At 37.4% G+C, this 16,335-nt stretch carries 11 protein-coding genes; 7 read left to right on the plus strand and 4 right to left on the minus strand.

The features are described from left to right. Positions 1-111: 111 nt before the first annotated feature. On the minus strand, positions 112-5,622 hold the full coding sequence (gene bafA / locus ACFIMM_RS05020; protein ID WP_375682458.1) for a BafA family autotransporter: 5,511 nt from the start codon (positions 5,620-5,622) through the stop codon (positions 112-114). A 572-nt stretch (positions 5,623-6,194) separates the two neighbouring features. Here bafA and ACFIMM_RS05025 point away from each other — a divergent pair. Beyond that, a complete protein-coding gene (locus ACFIMM_RS05025) occupies positions 6,195-7,484 on the plus strand; it encodes an MFS transporter (RefSeq protein WP_375611247.1) in 1,290 nt (429 codons plus the stop codon). Here ACFIMM_RS05025 and ACFIMM_RS05030 read toward each other — a convergent pair. Genes ACFIMM_RS05030 through ACFIMM_RS05040 form a run of 3 tightly spaced genes read right to left on the minus strand, consistent with a single transcriptional unit; the run spans position 7,481 to position 8,359 of the window. Beyond that, positions 7,481-7,744 (minus strand): hypothetical protein, encoded by a 264-nt coding sequence (locus ACFIMM_RS05030; protein WP_375629333.1) that lies wholly within the window; start codon positions 7,742-7,744, stop codon positions 7,481-7,483. The genes ACFIMM_RS05025 and ACFIMM_RS05030 overlap by 4 nt on opposite strands. After that, entirely contained in the window at positions 7,734-7,913 is a 180-nt protein-coding gene (locus ACFIMM_RS05035; RefSeq protein ID WP_375629223.1) for a hypothetical protein, read from the minus strand. Before ACFIMM_RS05035 ends, ACFIMM_RS05030 begins: the two co-directional genes overlap by 11 nt. Next, entirely contained in the window at positions 7,913-8,359 is a 447-nt protein-coding gene (locus tag ACFIMM_RS05040) for a DNA polymerase III subunit chi (protein ID WP_375629226.1), read from the minus strand. Before ACFIMM_RS05040 ends, ACFIMM_RS05035 begins: the two co-directional genes overlap by 1 nt. A gap of 407 nt (positions 8,360-8,766) precedes the next feature. On the opposite strand from ACFIMM_RS05040, the gene lptF reads away from it, so the two are divergent. The 6 genes from lptF (at position 8,767) to rsmA (ending at position 16,306) form a co-directional block, all read left to right on the plus strand. Next, positions 8,767-9,957 carry an LPS export ABC transporter permease LptF gene (gene lptF, locus ACFIMM_RS05045; protein WP_375638101.1) on the plus strand — a complete coding sequence of 397 codons (1,191 nt, stop codon included), beginning with the start codon at positions 8,767-8,769 and terminating at the stop codon, positions 9,955-9,957. Continuing rightward, complete coding sequence (gene lptG, locus ACFIMM_RS05050; protein WP_375692649.1) at positions 9,954-11,045, plus strand: LPS export ABC transporter permease LptG; 1,092 nt, start codon at positions 9,954-9,956, stop codon at positions 11,043-11,045. Before lptF ends, lptG begins: the two co-directional genes overlap by 4 nt. Then, the gene (locus ACFIMM_RS05055; RefSeq protein WP_375629234.1) at positions 11,046-13,406 is read left to right on the plus strand and encodes an LPS-assembly protein LptD; all 2,361 of its coding nucleotides are present in this window, start codon (positions 11,046-11,048) and stop codon (positions 13,404-13,406) included. It abuts the gene before it with no gap. 109 nt (positions 13,407-13,515) lie between these two features. Next, complete coding sequence (locus ACFIMM_RS05060; RefSeq protein WP_375629237.1) at positions 13,516-14,472, plus strand: SurA N-terminal domain-containing protein; 957 nt, start codon at positions 13,516-13,518, stop codon at positions 14,470-14,472. Next, positions 14,472-15,485, plus strand: coding sequence for a 4-hydroxythreonine-4-phosphate dehydrogenase PdxA (gene pdxA / locus ACFIMM_RS05065; RefSeq protein ID WP_375638099.1), 1,014 nt, complete (start codon positions 14,472-14,474; stop codon positions 15,483-15,485). The genes ACFIMM_RS05060 and pdxA overlap by 1 nt, the downstream gene beginning before the upstream one ends. Next, entirely contained in the window at positions 15,476-16,306 is an 831-nt protein-coding gene (gene rsmA / locus ACFIMM_RS05070; RefSeq protein WP_375638098.1) for a 16S rRNA (adenine(1518)-N(6)/adenine(1519)-N(6))-dimethyltransferase RsmA, read from the plus strand. The genes pdxA and rsmA overlap by 10 nt, the downstream gene beginning before the upstream one ends. Positions 16,307-16,335 lie beyond the last annotated feature (29 nt).

The raw sequence follows: 16,335 nt of genomic DNA on the forward strand, positions 1-16,335 counted from the left end.
TTATCATGAACAACGAAGCTGCGTGCTCTGAAAAATTGTTCTCTGAACCTTTAATTAAAGACCTTTAAAAACAATCATATATTTAAAGATAACTAAAAAATAACCATATATTTAGAAACTATAGCGTACACCTATAATTCCCTGAAGGGACTGTTTTGTTTTACGCCCTTTAATATAATGGGCCTCACCATATAACTTTAACTTCTCACTCACTAAACTGCTTAAACCTATTCCTAATTTACCTGCATTCCCTGATAAGTCCGTGGTAAATGAATGCCGTTGATTAATTAACGTTTGATTGTCATCTTTATTCTCACGCAACCATGCTGCTGTAATATACGCAAGCGATGAGGAATCCATGTGAAAACCAAATTCATATCCTAAAGATAAACCAACCTCACTGCGTAATGAAGTGAATGGACGCATGTCACCTGTCATGTCATTCGATAACTTGATTTCTTTACCCTCAACTTGCAACCATGTAAATTGTCCATAAGGCTGCAACCAACTGTTCTTTGACGTCTGAAGTCGATAACCTGCTTCAAAGGAGGCGCCCAGCGCCCATTGCCTATAACTTCCTTCAATCCCTAAACCATTCGTTGAAACTGCCTTTAGAGTATTTTGATAATGATTGTATTTTAAAATACCATCGAGATACCATCCACTATGATCCAAATAAGTGACATAAGCGCCAATACCATAAGTATTGATACCACTGATGCCCCCCCGTGCATGCGCAACACGGGCACGATCATAACTGCCAAAACCACCTATATAAAATTCTCCATTTTCCCACTCGCTTAAACCATTGATCCCCAAAACGATACCGGTCTGATCCAGTTTAAAATCTATATGCTCTGTAACAACACTCTCTTTAGATTTAATCGCATAGGTCCATAAAGCCGTATTCTTTTTACTTTTATCTAGAATTCCTCTTCCCGCACGTACGGTTTGCATTTCATTGTGAAAAATCATCGCTGGAGCCACAGACATAGACAATACCGCATCTGTAGAGGGAGTGGTCAAAAAGTGAGAAACTGAAAGTTTCTCACTCAATTGTAGAAAAGGTTGTTCTTTATGAACTGGACGCACAATCATTTGATCGGCTAAAGATTGAGAAGAGGTTGAAACAGCAGTTTGTTGTTTTTCATCAGAAAGAGGATGAGAACTTCCTGAACCTAAGACTTCAATAACGTGACTTCCAAGAGAGGAAACAGTTGGAGATACAGAAGCTGGGGATCTTTGATTCAAGTTTTGGCGGTTTTTTCTTCGACGTGGCAATTTAATAGCATGCGCTTGTGGTGCTGCAATAGTTGAAAGAGAAAAAACTGATTGATTTTGATTTAAATGCCGCATAGATCTGCTTCTACTACGTGGTAAACTGTTGAGAAATGAAACATTATCAATAAATACTGCAGATAAATACCAAACTTTTTCACCCCCATCCTCATCAATTCTCTGTTTTAAACCATACGTATAGGTTCCGCCATCAATAGTTTTAACATTTGCACCAAAAAAGCTTCTCAGGGTAAAATGTGCGTCACCACTTTGATCAAAAATTAAATCAAGTCCTGCTGAAGAAGGATCAACAATTTCAATACCAGAATCTACGACACTTATTGTATGAAAACCACTCCCATTCTCAATAAAGAGGTAATCACCTTTTCCTTCTGCAAGGCTAACATTAAGGTCAAAATGTAGACTCCCTGCTAGATTATCAATATAAAGCTGAGAGTAATATAAATCATCTTCAGAAGAAGTAAAAATGACTTTTCCTACACCGCTTAACTGCTGAATGCGTGTACTTTTGTCGTCAAACCCACGAGCAACGGAGTATAATTGAGCGTCTTCTCCATTTAATTCAATGTTTTCTACTATAGTTTGTTGACCATCGTCTCCAGCATCAAGATGGAGCCCACCAAAATCCTGAACTTTTATTTCTCCTCCTAATATTGCACCAGGAGAAATCCATGAATTAGCATTATCTTCAATCGTTAGATTCTTTACAATTCCACCTGCATAGACTTCTTGAACACCACCAGTGCGTAAAATGACTGTATTTGCTTCACCTCCTGCTAAAACACGCTGCACACCCTCTGAAAAGATTTCAGCATTTACAGCTAAACCGCCGGCTTTTTCTGCAAAGTTATCATCATTAGGAAACCACTTAGCAAGAGTTTGTACTCCTCCACTCATCACTTTTGTTCCCACAGCCATCCCATCATCATATACATTCTGCTGTCCCGGCGTATCACCTTGACCATAAAGTGTCGTGTTATAAGCACTGCTCCCAACAATTCCACCATTTACATAACCATTTCCGAAAACAAGCTGCTCCCCACCATAAATTTCAGCTCTCAATGCAGAGCCTCCCCCCTCCACTTTTTGTTTTCCACCCTCGTAAATAATCGTAGATTCTGAGACCCCCTGTTCCCCTACAATCTCAGTACCACCATTTTCAATGGTTGTATTTTTACTGAAACCACCAGCTTCAACATAAAGTCTTCCTGATCCCTGAATTGTATTATTAATAGACTTCTTAAGAACACCTTGCTCTCCATCATCAGAGACATAAACTACGTTATCATCACCGAGCAAAGAGCTTTGTAGAATTCCTCCTCCTTCCCCAATGCTGTAATGAATTACATCAGAGATACTAAAATCTTTTGCCGATGTCATATTTTCTTCTTTTTCAGGAAGCTTATCTATAGGCGACTCCACATGAGGTGAAGGAATTACAGGAGCAGAAGTTATTTGTGATGTAGCCAAAGACCAAGTCTTTCCCCCATTATCATCTTTTGTCTTTAAGCCATACATGTAGGCTCCACCATCAATCGTACTCGTCTCTTCACCAGAAAAATCTGTCAGAGTAAAATGCGCATTTCCGCTTTGAACATGAATTAAATCAAGCTCCAAAACTAAATTCTGATCTTGTAGAGGAGAATTGGTAATTTCAACACCAGAATCGATAACGCTTATGGTGTGATTACCTGATCCTTTTTTGATCAGAAGATAATCACCGCGCTGTTCTGCAAAATTAGTATGCAACCTAAAATGTAAACTCCCTGAAAGATCATTGATCTCAAGTTTAGAGTAATGTGGATCAAACACGGTAGAAGTAAAAATAACACGACCATTCCCACTCAGATTCTCAATCAAAGAACTTTCACCATCTATATTAGAGGCAATCGCGTACAATTTTGTATCTCTGCCATTTAAGACAATTTTTTCTACTTCAGTACGAGATTGCTCTGCACCAGCATAAAGATAAATCCGTCCAGAATCATTAACCGTTGTCTTTCCTTCCAATGTTGCGCCACCATGTAACCACGATTGTGCTTGATCCTTAACGGTTAAATCTTTTACATAACCTCCTAAATCTATTGCCTGAAAAGCAGTCCCTTCTAAAAGAACGCCAATCGCGATTCCTCCCGCTAAAACATGTTGCTGTCCACCAGAAAAGACCTTCGTATCAAAGGCAAAACTGCTATAATGGTCTAAATCTTCTTCCACATAAAGATTTTGTACCCCTCCTTCCATGATCTTTGAGCTAAAAACCTCTCCATCATCATACACATTCTGATATCCTCGCACTCCATTCTCACCAGAAACGATAGTGTCATGAGCGCTACTCCTTACCATCTCCCCTTTGATATCAGACTTTCCTGAAACAAACTGCTCACCACCGTAAATTTTAGCCCCTTCAACTTTTCCCCCATCTTTAACCTTTTGTTTTCCCTCTCTCTTAACTGTACTATCCTGTGAAAGACCCTGTGTTCTAACAAGCTCAGTGCCGCCTCTTTGAATTGTTGTATACAAGCTAAAACCACCGTGATAAACGGAGATCTTTCCACCATCTTTAACTGTATTACTAATCGAAGTTTCTCCAGTGCTTTCAACTTTCTCAACGTTACTATCAAAGCTAGGATCAGCAATCGTAACAATCATCCCCTTTTCAATTGTGCGTTCTGTGAGATCCTTCGATAATGAAGCTATAGCAAATGGTTGCAAGCTAAAATCAGAAAATAAAGAGGTATTTGTCTCATCAAGAGCATAATTCGCATCTAAATACCAAATTTTACCAGCCCCCTTATTGTTTCTATGTTTCAAACTATACCGATAGGTTCCGGCATCAATAGCTTTGATTTTTTCACCAAAAGTGTTTGCCAGAATAAAATGAGCATTTCCGCTGCGATCAGAAATTAATTTAAGCTTTTTGTGGGAAGGGATTGTAATTTCACGCCCAGAATCAGCCACACTTATTGTGTGATAACCTGAACCACTTTCTTTAATGACAAGATAATCACTAAGATGCTTGGCAAAGTTGACATTAAAATCAAAATGTAAAGAACCTGAAAGATCATCAATATTAAGCTTAGAGTAATGCTTATTAGTCCCTAAGTACGTAAAAATAACTCTGCCACTTCCAGTTAAATTCTGGATATTAACGTGAGGTTTTTTGCTGTTATCTTCAGGAGCAATAATGTATAGTTTGCTATCTTCTCCATTTAAATTAAGATTTTCTACTTCCGTAACAGCTTCACCATTTCCAGCATAGAGATAGAGGTTGCCAAAATCATTAACATTTGTATCCTTATCTAATATCGCACCGGCAAAAACCCATGATTGTGCTTGATGATTAATGGTTAGATTATCCACGTATCCAGAATCATATATCTTCTGAGTAGCTCTATCGTATAAAGTAACTTCGCTCGCATTCCCTCCTGCAAAGATATTCTGCATACCATTTTTAAAAAGTTCGGTACTCAGTGCAAAAGCCCCCTCATTAATTGTAAAATCTTCATCTTTTATATCGGCTGTATCAGCATCTTCTGAGAAACCGTTATGAAAATTCTCTTTACCATCAAGATTCTGGACACCACCTTTCATAATCTTTGTGTCAACAGCCATCCCCCCACTATAGACACTTTGTATTCCTAGCATTCCATCTGCAGCATGAATTTCAGTGCCATAAGCACTACTTTCCTTATCTTTACGCGACAAACCATCCCCAAGAAACCCCTTACCAAAAATAATCTGCTCACCGCCATGGATTTGAGCCCCTTCTGCATTTGCACCATTCTCAACAATTTGTTTCCCCCCTTTTTTAACAGCGGCATATTCCGAACTGCTCAAGTTTTGGACAAACTCAATCCCACCATGCTCAATTGTCGTATCCCTGCTAACACTTGCTGCATCAATGTAGAGTTTTCCCCCTTCTCTAACCGTATTATTAATGGAATAAGCTGCATCTTTATAGTTAAAGCTATTTATTTCAGAACCTTCAGAGTCACGGTTAGTAATATAGATCGTAGCACCATCGCTTATTATTGAATTTGTGAGTACTTCAAAGAATAGCTTTTCTAATCTCTTCCTTTCCTCTTCTGAAAGATCACTTCCTTCTACTGTCTGTTTATTCTCTATCTTTTTTGATCCCCCCTTTTTTTCTTTTAGTCCCCTCACTTCCGATAACAACTTTCTTGTCTCTTCTAGGTGTTCACTGATACTTACTGGTGTTAATAACTTTTCTCTTGGTGTAGCTACTCCATATGCACTCGCAATCTTGACAAAAAAACCACTGGCCATTACCGCACAAAAACTTAATTTCAATTTGCGTTGCATTATTTACACTCCATAATTTTAAATTTAAATTCTCCCATTTAGAAAAAAGTGCATAGATCAAAACAACACAACGTAATTGCTCAACCTCATGTCTTTTAAGATAGCAAAGCATTCGATGGATTAAGCTCTGACAGATCAAATATACACCATGTGTTTTAAAATGCATGCACAACTAAAAGATTTAATTTGTTTTAGATACACTTTAAAAGTGTTATAATTGCATCCATGAAAAATATTTTTAATATTTTGAGACACTAAACACTGATCTACGAATAAGATTGATCCCTTAATAGATAAAAATGGCATTAAACTTTAAAGGACACAACAATGTGAATGAGAGCTGCGTTTATAGCCACCTATTGCCATCTTCTACAGCATTTAAAGCAGTGTCTTTATCTTATTCAATATGGATAATATATAGAGCACTTATTCATACTCATCAGCCCATAATCATTGTTCTAATATATAACGAAGTGTCATAATATTGACTCGACACTGATTTGAAATTTCTATAGTTATAGTCAGTTAACTCGTCATTTGATTTGTCATATACTGAAAGGGACATTCTATTCATGTCTATAAACTCAGAAATGAAAGCTACAAGCAACAGAAACTCCCCTCGTCGGATTTTATTTGCAAGCCTTATTGGCCCAACAATTGAATTCTTTGATTTTTATGTCTTTGGCACTGCCGCAGCTCTTATATTTCCTCATGTGTTTTTTCCAACACAAAATGATCAAATTGCCATTTTACAATCTTTCCTAATATTTGGAGCAGCCTTTTTTGCCCGCCCTTTTGGATCAGTTGTTTTTGGACATTTTGGAGATAAAATTGGAAGAAAAGCAACACTTATCGCTTCTCTTCTCACAATGGGTCTTTCAACAGTCATTATTGGTTTTCTTCCTACTTATGAAATAGCTGGGTGGTTTGCCCCTTTCCTCTTAACCTTGTGCCGTATTGGACAGGGAATTGGATTAGGAGGAGAATGGGGAGGAGCTGTTTTGCTCGCAACAGAAAATGCCCCTCCAGAAAAGCGCGGCTGGTATGCAATGTTCCCCCAATTAGGCGTTTCAATAGGTTTGTTTTTATCTATTGCTGTTTATTTGGGTCTGCTGCATTTCCTTGATCGTGAAGAACTTTTAGCCTGGGGATGGCGTATTCCTTTTATTGCTTCAGTTGTTTTTATGATTATAGGATTATGGGTCCGTCTTTCAATCAATGAAACTGTTCAATTCAAAAAAACTCTTGAAAGTAAAAAACATGTCAAAGTTCCTATCATAGATGTCTTTTTAAAATGTCCACGAATCCTATTTCTTGGAATATTTTCTGGTATGGCAACTTTTGTTTTGTTTTACTTGGTTACTACATATTTGTTAAGCTATTCAACAAACCATTTGCAATTGCCATTTCATCAAGCTCTTCAAATCGAAATTGTCGGTGCTATTTTTTGTGGGATTTTTACTGTCATCACGGGAAGACTCGCTGACCGTATTAGACGTAGAACTTTGATGATTTGGATTACAATCATCACCGGTATTTATTCTTTCGCAATTCCTTATTTCTTAAATTCTGGAGTTATAGGAGTCCTTGCAATGTCTGTTATCGGTTTGTCTCTCATGGGAATGATATACAGTCCTCTTGGTGCTGTTTTGGCTTCACCATACCCAACAGCAATTCGATATACCGGTTCTTCTATTACTTTCAATTTATCTGCTATTGTAGGAGCATCTCTCGCGCCTTATATTGCAGAATATCTGGTGCAACATTTCGATACATCTTATATCGGTTATTATTTGCTTCTTGCTTCTTTTATTTCACTGATTTGCTTCGTCGGATTTACAGATGATGAAATATCCAACTAAAATATAATAACGAAGAATAAAATAAGGACTGGCGGCAAAAATGCTGCCAGTTTCGTTTTTAAAGATAGGGGTTGAGGTATTTTCCACCACAATATTCCTGCAAACAAGGCACTCAAAAAGAAAAATAAAAAATCTGCAATATTGCTTATATAAGAAACAGCAAACATTTCTGATAAGATATGCGTTGTCCCCAACCATGAAACGCAAAAGAAGGCCAACATCACAGCCCATAAAACAAGCAAAATTCGATCAATGATCATCATTATGGCGTTTCGTTTTTTTAATTATAGTCCATATATTTAACATGCCTAAAAGAAAAATCACAATAAAAACCCAACGCCCTCCCCCTGAGCCTTCCGTAATAAAAAGTGCAGGATTTACTATTCCCAGTAATCCTATAAAAATCAGAACAATAGATACAAGACGCATTAAATCTGTTTTTCCCAGCGACGATCTTCAGTCTGTTGCCAATACGTTAAATTATGATTTTCCATTTTATATTTTTTCCACTGTGCACGAACGAGATTCAACTGCTCTTCACTTCTACCATCAAATATCACGACAAGCCGTTGATAAGCATCAATATCCGAACAAACAGCTCCCTCTATGAGAAAACGAATCTTTGAATCATTCGGATTTTCTTGTCCTGTCGTAAGAAATACAGGCTGAAAGTTTGGATATTGATCACACTCCGTTCCATGTCCAATAAATGATTCATCAGTATAAACCCATAAATGTATATCTATAGAATCGCGTTGTTCTTTACTCACACACTGTATTGTTACTTTACCAAAACGAGCCAATGCACGCTCCACAAGCGTCGGCAAAATATCCTTCAGCGTTGACTGCGTCAAATGATAGAATAAAATATCCAATCTCTTAAGCTTTCATCATTCTTTATAAAAAAGCTAACATCTTTTTAAAAAAACTTCTATATCCCTAATACAAAGGAAACGGTTCAAGATATAAACCCTCTTTTTTGATTGAGATGCATTATCTTTTTGCACGTGTCTTTAAAAGACAAAAATTTTTATCTTCAACGTTAATAAAAAAGTTTTTTAAGTTATTTTCTAGATTCTTCTAGATTCTTTGTAGACTATAGTTGAAAATAAAATATAATGTACGGAAAATTTAAAGAGGACCTCATAGGCAATTTTATATTATTTATTTGGTAAAAATATCCAATTCATGAAAGGATATTTTTACAAACTTTATTACATTTTAACCGAAAGCAGTAAGAATATTTGCTATCGAATTAAAAACTGAGGATTTTCCCCAATTTATGCGTATTATTGAGTTCTACATCCTGAAACGTGTCCTTGTTTTGTTTAGTTCTGTCATGATTGCAGCAGTGGGCGTTAGTTGGACTATACAAATTCTTGCACGGATAAACTTTCTCACAACAAGTAAACAAACACTCCTCACAGTCTTACAATTTTCACTCTCATTGGTTCCTTCTGTTATTTTTGTTGTCATTCCGTTTGCATTAGTGATCGCAATTACAACCATCCTCTCAGCAATGCATCAAGACTCAGAACTTGCTGTCATCAATGCCTCTGGTTTTCCTAAAAGTACTGTTTGGAAACCTATCCTTCTTCTTGCTATTGTTGCATCCTGTATCTCCTTTTCTATAGCTAATTTTGTTGTTCCTCAAGCGCGTCTTCATATGCGACAAATGCTAGCAAGCGCTCATTTTGATCTTATTAATCTATTCATTAGTGAAGGGAGCTTCCAAAAACTCGCCAATAACCTTTACATAGAAATTGGCGAACGAAATCCAAATGGAACACTTGAACGCCTTTTCATTGCCGACCAGCGTGATCCTAAGACTGATCTTTTTTATTATGCAACAGACGCATCCATTGTGAGCAATAAAAACGGCAGTTTTCTGGTTCTCAATAACGGTGAAATAGAAAGAGTCAATCATCAAAATAACAGTGTTTCAATCGTGCAATTTAGCTCATATACTTTTAGCCTAGGAGAGTTTATCCCCAGTGATAAAACACCTACTCTTTATCCAAAAGATCGGTCTCTTTCTTATTTACAAAACCCTGACCCAAAAGATCCCTACTATCAACGAAAACCACTCCAATATAAAGCTGAATTTCACCGCAGATTAACACAATGGCTCTACCCTATTGTTTTTTCACTTATTGCATTAGCAGCCGCAGGGGATGTACGCTCCCATCGACAAGCTCGTCATTCCGCAAATCTCTCGGCAATTGCCCTCTCTTTTCTGGTGTATTGGATAGGATATTTTTTCGCAGAAAAAGCAAAAAGCGATCTTGCATACGTTCCTCTCCTTTATATTATACCTATAGGAACAAGTGCATTTGTCTTTTTTATGCTTTTAACGAATCATAAAATTGGGCTTCCCACAAAAGTTAATGAGATACTTCAAATCGCTTTTCAAAAAATAATGAACAAATTTGAACAGCGAAAATCTCAAGATTCCTCGGATAAAATATCATGATTGGGTGGACACTTGGACGATATTTTTTTATACGTTATCTTAAAATAACTTGTTATTTCTGGGGGAGCATTTTTGTTCTTGCTCTTTTAATCGATTTCACAGAGAATTCCGGTAGGCTATCTTCCCTTCCGCATTATACAGCAAAAGATGCATTTTTCCTCTCTGCTTTACGCATCCCTTTTATCATGCAACAACTTATCCCTTTCATTGCACTCTTTTCTGCAATAGCAACGCTTATCTCGCTCAACAAAAAACTTGAACTTGTGGTGACTCGTTCAATCGGTATTTCTGCATGGCAATTTCTTATGCCAGCTTGTTTTGGAGCTTTTCTTTTAGGATTATTTTCAATTCTTCTCATTAATCCACTTGCTGCATGGGGATTTTCTCAAGCAGAAAAAAAGATGACTGAATGGCGCAATCACAATGTACTAACACCTCTTCACAATACAAGTATCCACTGGTTAACACAACGTACAAATTTAGGCAGAACAACCATTGGTGCTAAATCTATCACCGATCAAGGACTTTCTCTTCTCGATGCAACCTTTGTACAATACAATGACAATGCAACCGTTAAAAATTGGATTAACGTCCCAAAAGCAACCTTGACTAATGGATTCTGGCTATTAACAAATGGAACAATCTATAAAATAGGGCATCCTCCTGAAAAATTTACCGTGTTGCAAATAAAAACCAATCTAAAACCTGAATTTTTAACGGAACGTTTAGTGAATCCCGCAACTATTCCATTTTACCAATTGCCAAAACAAATTATGATTGCACGTTCATTTGGCTATTCTGCTAATAATTTTGATATGTATTTCCAATCTCTGATTGCATTACCGGCATTGCTTGTGGCAATGACCCTCATTGCAGCAACTGTATCTTTAAATTTTACACGTTTTGGGCAATCTAGAATGTTGATTCTTGGTGGCGTAATAGCTGGGTTTATACTTTATGTTATTTCCGTACTTGTTCAAGCTTTTGGTAATGCTGGATATATTCCACCAATTATTGCAGCTTGGACACCCGTTGTTATTGCGTTATTCTTAGGAATCTCTTTTTTACTTCATAAAGAGGATGGCTAAGTGAAAGCATTAACACTTAAAAAAACTATTTTAACAAAATTAAGTGCTCTCGCTTTTAAAAGTGTTGTGGGGGTTATTTTAGGAGGTGCTTTATCTTATTGTGCGCACGCTCAAAGCCTTCAATCTCCTTCTCAAAGTCGCATTCAAAATCCGGAACCTCCTCTTTTGCTCTCTGCGGATGAACTCATCTACAATCGTGATGAAAACACTGTTTCTGCACACGGTAATGTCCAAATCGAATATGATGGCAATAAAGTTGTCGCTCAAAAAATTATTTACAATCAAAAAACAGGACGGCTTATAGCACAAGGGAACGTTGAAATTACTCAAAAGGATGGTAATAAAATTTATTCCAACCAAATTGATATGACCAAAGATCTTGGCGAGGGTTTTGTAAACGCCTTACGTATTGATACAGCCAACAATGTTCACTTTTCAGCCCAAAATGCTACACGCAAACACAATCACATAACAGTCTTTGAAAATGCAACCTATACAGCCTGTGAACCTTGCTCTTATAAACCAGATCGAGACGTCCTATGGAAAATTAAAGCAAGAAAGATCATATGGAATAATAGCGTCAAAAAAATTCGGTTTGAAAATAGCAGTTTTGAAGTTTTTGGTGTACCGATTATAAAATTTCCAAATTTTGAGATCTATGATCCAACTGTCAGGCGTGCTAGCGGTCTGCTTACTCCTCATTTTTTTTATACTGATTATCTCGGTATGGGGATAAAGAATTCTTATTTCTGGAATCTCGCCCCCCATTATGATTTTACCCTTTCTTCTACGGTTTATACCCAACAAGGGCTTTTAACCGAAGGGGAATGGCGTCAGCGTTTAAAAACGGGCCGTTATAACATTCGCTTTGCTCATATATATCAAATGAAACCGCATAGATTTGATAATGATACGATTGATGCCCAACATAAAAACCGTTATATGCTGGCGACAAAGGGGGATTTTCGTATTAACTCACACTGGACTTATGGATGGGATATTCTTGCACAATCGGATCGGCATTTTAGTCGTGCCTATAAACTTGAAAACTATAACAATCCTACACAACTTTCTCAGATCTATTTGAATGGTCTTGCAGGAAAAAATTATTTTGATATGCGTTTTTATCATTTTAAAGTTCAAGATTCAATACTGAATGATCCTCATTATGAACGTCACTCTCGACAAGCGTGGGTCTTACCACGCATCGATTATTTTTTCACACCAGATGAACCCATTTATAATGGAGAGCTTACCTTCCATAGTAATATGCAATCAGTTTATCGTCGCCATGCTGACTTCAGTTCACCCGACCAGAACGGAAACCCTCTCAACACAGTAAAACTTTCTGGTATGGCTGGAAATAGTTTGCGTTTAACAAACGAGCTTCAGTGGAAAAAGCGCTTCAACACGCACAACGGACTCATCTTAACCCCTCTTCTCTCTCTACGAGCTGATATCATTACAACCAATGCAAGCGAAAATCACACAGATTCTATAGAAAACAATGCCTTATCCGCAATTCATGGTTCAGCAATTCGTGGCATGGCAACAGCAGGGTTGGAACTACGTTATCCCTTCCTCATTACAGCTGATCATTCTACACATATTATAGAACCAACTGCACAAATTTTTATACGCAATAATGAACAATCTATTGGACAAATTCCTAATGAAGATGCTCAAAGCTTTGTCTTTGATGCAACCACTCTCTTTCAACGAGACAAATTTTCTGGTTATGATCGTGTAGAAGGTGGTACAAGAGCCAATATAGGTATAAGATATTCTGGAAGCCTTAATGATAATTGGTCTCTTTATGGTCTCATTGGACAATCCTTCCATCTAGCAGGAAAGAATTCTTTTGCAGAAAAGGACTTTATCAATGTCGGTACTCATTCTAGCTTAGAGGCAAAACGTTCAGACTATGTTGCAATGTTTGGTACAACCCATAAAAGTGGTTTTTCCTTAGAAACGCGTGGACGCTTTGACAAAAAAACAGGAAAAATCCGCCGTAGTGAAATCGAAGCATCACAAAAATGGCAAAATTTTTGGGCGGCTCTACAATATGCCTATATCGCAAAGCAACCAGATTATGAATATTCTCAAGAGCGCCAAGAAATTTCTTTTCAAACAGGACTTAAATTAGCAGATTATTGGTCCATTAATAGCAACGCCGGTTATGATTTAGTATCTGGTACATTTATAAAGCGAGGAATTAGCTTGAGTTATATGGATGAATGTTTCGGGTTAACATTCGGTTATCAACAGGTAACGAATCCAGGCAGGAAAGCACCCTTGCAAAACTTTAATTTCTCTCTTTCATTGCGTACGATTGCAGATATCGGAAAAAAGATAGATTAATTTATAAAGGGAATGTATCAGTCATTTAACTTATCATTGTTTTTATGAAAGAAAGCGTGTATTTTAAGTTGTTGATGAGAATTAATAAACAATGCGAAAGCCTATTTACATGAATAAATTGAAAAAGCGTTTTCTTGCTTTATTTTACATTGCATCTTTGAGCGTAAGTAGCCTGCTAATAAATGGATTTTTGATTCCGACAGTCTTTGCGCAGACTTCTATTGTTGTTACAGTTAATGGCAACCCCATCACAAATTATGATATACAACGACGCCTTGCTTTTCTCAGGCTACAACAAAAGCAAGGCAATTTGGTGGCACAGGCTAAAAAAGAGCTTATTGATGAAAAGCTAAAAAATATTGAAATAAAACGTCGTAATATTGAAGTAAGCAATGATGAAGTTGATAGAGCTTTTGAGAATTTTGCGACACAAAATAATATGACGATTGATCAGCTCAACCAGATTCTGATCCAAACTGAGATCACAGTGCAACACTTTAAAGATTACATCCGTGGACAAATAGGATGGGGGCGTCTTGTTAGCGCACGCTATCAAGCTGAAACAGGTATGATTAGCGAACAAGAAGCTGTACGCAGAATATTAAAAAATGGTGGTGTAAAACCTTCAACCAACGAATATACATTACAGCGAATTGTTTTTGTCATTCCTGCACATCGTCGTTCAGAGATCTTTGAAAGACGTCAAAGAGAAGCAAGTAATTTTCGCGCACATTTCCGTGGATGTGCCAATGCTCACAATCAAGCAAGAGGTATTTTAGACGTTACTATCCGCCACTTAGGAAAGTTTCTGGAGCCACAACTTCCTAATGCATGGGAACAAGCTATTCTTGAAACGCCTGCTGGAAAAATGACAAAATTACAAGAAACATCTGATGGAATCGAAGCAATTGCTGTCTGCAAAATAAAAAGAGTTTCTGATGATTATGTCGCTCGACTGATATTTTCTCTTCAAGATAGTAAAAAAAGAAGCCCGCAAAAACTTGAAGAATTAAGCGACAAATATTTAGAAGAACTGCGCCGAGTGGCACGCATTCAAAATTCATAATGGCTGCTCTTATTGTTAGCGGTGGTGATCCTGCCGGAATTGGTCCTGAAATAGTACTAAAAGCGTGGAATTTGCGTGTTACGCGCCAAATTCCACCTTTTGTACTTCTTGCTGATCCAGATGTTATTCGTTCGCGCGCTCGTTTTTTACAGATTGATGTTGAGGTGCAATCTGTTTTAATCAATAATCCTGCAAAAAATTTTCAAAAAGCTCTTCCTATCATACCGTTAAAAAACAAACAAAGTGATCAATTAGGTATACCTTCATCGAAAAATACAGCTGGAATTATTGAAGCAATTAAACGCTGTGTTCAATTGATTCAAAATGGCCATGCATGTGCACTTATCACTTGTCCTATTGCAAAAAAGAGTCTTTATGATGCCGGTTTTCGATTTCCAGGTCATACAGAATTTTTAGCCGATTTAGCCCATAAAGCTTTTCATAAATGTTATCATCCAGTTATGATGTTAGCAGGACCCCGATTAAAAACAGTACCAATAACTGTTCATATTCCATTTAAAAATGTTCCTTCACAGCTTACCCGTGATTTAATTATTCAAACGGTACTTACTACTGAATATGACTTAAAAACAAGGTTTAAAATAACGTCACCCCGACTAGCTGTTGCTGGTCTTAATCCTCATGCTGGAGAAGGAGGTGCAATGGGAAAAGAAGATATTGAAGTTATCACTCCTGCTATTGAATATCTTAAAAAGAAAGGACTCAATATTGCAGGCCCGCTGCCTGCCGACACAATGTTCCATGAATGCGCAAGAAAGGCATATGACGTTGCCATTTGTATGTATCATGATCAAGCCCTTATCCCTGTTAAGACATTAGACTTTGACAGCACTGTTAATGTCACGTTAGGTCTACCTTTTATTCGCACATCTCCAGATCACGGAACTGCTTTTGACATTGCTGATAAAGGGATAGCCTCTCCTGAAAGCTTTATTGCTGCTCTTAAACTTGCAAATCAACTTGCAAAAAATAGTTTAAACCCATGCCAATAGATAATCTCCCTCCTCTGCGTGAGGTCATTGATATATATGGATTACAAGCGCATAAATCTTTGGGGCAGAATTTTCTTTTTGATCTTAATTTAACATCTAAAATTGCTCATCAAGCAGGCAATATAGAAGGAAAACCTGTTCTTGAAATTGGTCCAGGTCCTGGAGGTCTCACACGTGCCTTGCTAGCAAAGGGTGCCATTGTAACAGCAATAGAACGCGATGAGCGCTGCATACCGGCTCTCTTAGAAATAGAAAAACACTATCCTAAAAAATTAAAAGTTATTTGTAATGATGCACTGAAGCAAGATTTCTCAAAACTCTTTGAAACAAGCCCTGTAAAACCGCGCATTATTGCAAATCTTCCCTATAATATTGGGACACAACTCTTATTAAATTGGCTTTTGACTGAACCATGGCCTCCTTTTTATGAATCAATGACATTGATGTTTCAACGTGAAGTTGCCAAACGGATTACAGCTAAACCTCAATCTACTCATTATGGACGTCTTAGTGTCTTAACTGGCTGGCGTACAACTGCTAAAATTGCTTTTGATGTCCCCCCTCAAGCCTTCATACCAATACCTAAAGTAACGTCTTCCGTTGTTCATATTATTCCGCGAACACAACCTCTTGCCTGCTCTGCACAAAAACTAAGCCTCGTCACAAAAACCGCCTTTGGGCAAAGACGAAAAATGCTTCGTCAAAATCTCAAAACACTTGGAGGTGAAGAGCTATTAGAAAAAGCTGGAATTGATGGAATGCGCCGTGCTGAAACGCTCTCGGTTTCTGAATTTGTAACTTTAGCGCATCTAGTGCTCTAAAACATGCACTTTGTGTTATAAAACCTTTT

It is taken from the genome of Bartonella sp. AP258QHHD (assembly GCF_042196145.1).
GTDB lineage: Bacteria > Pseudomonadota > Alphaproteobacteria > Rhizobiales > Rhizobiaceae > Bartonella.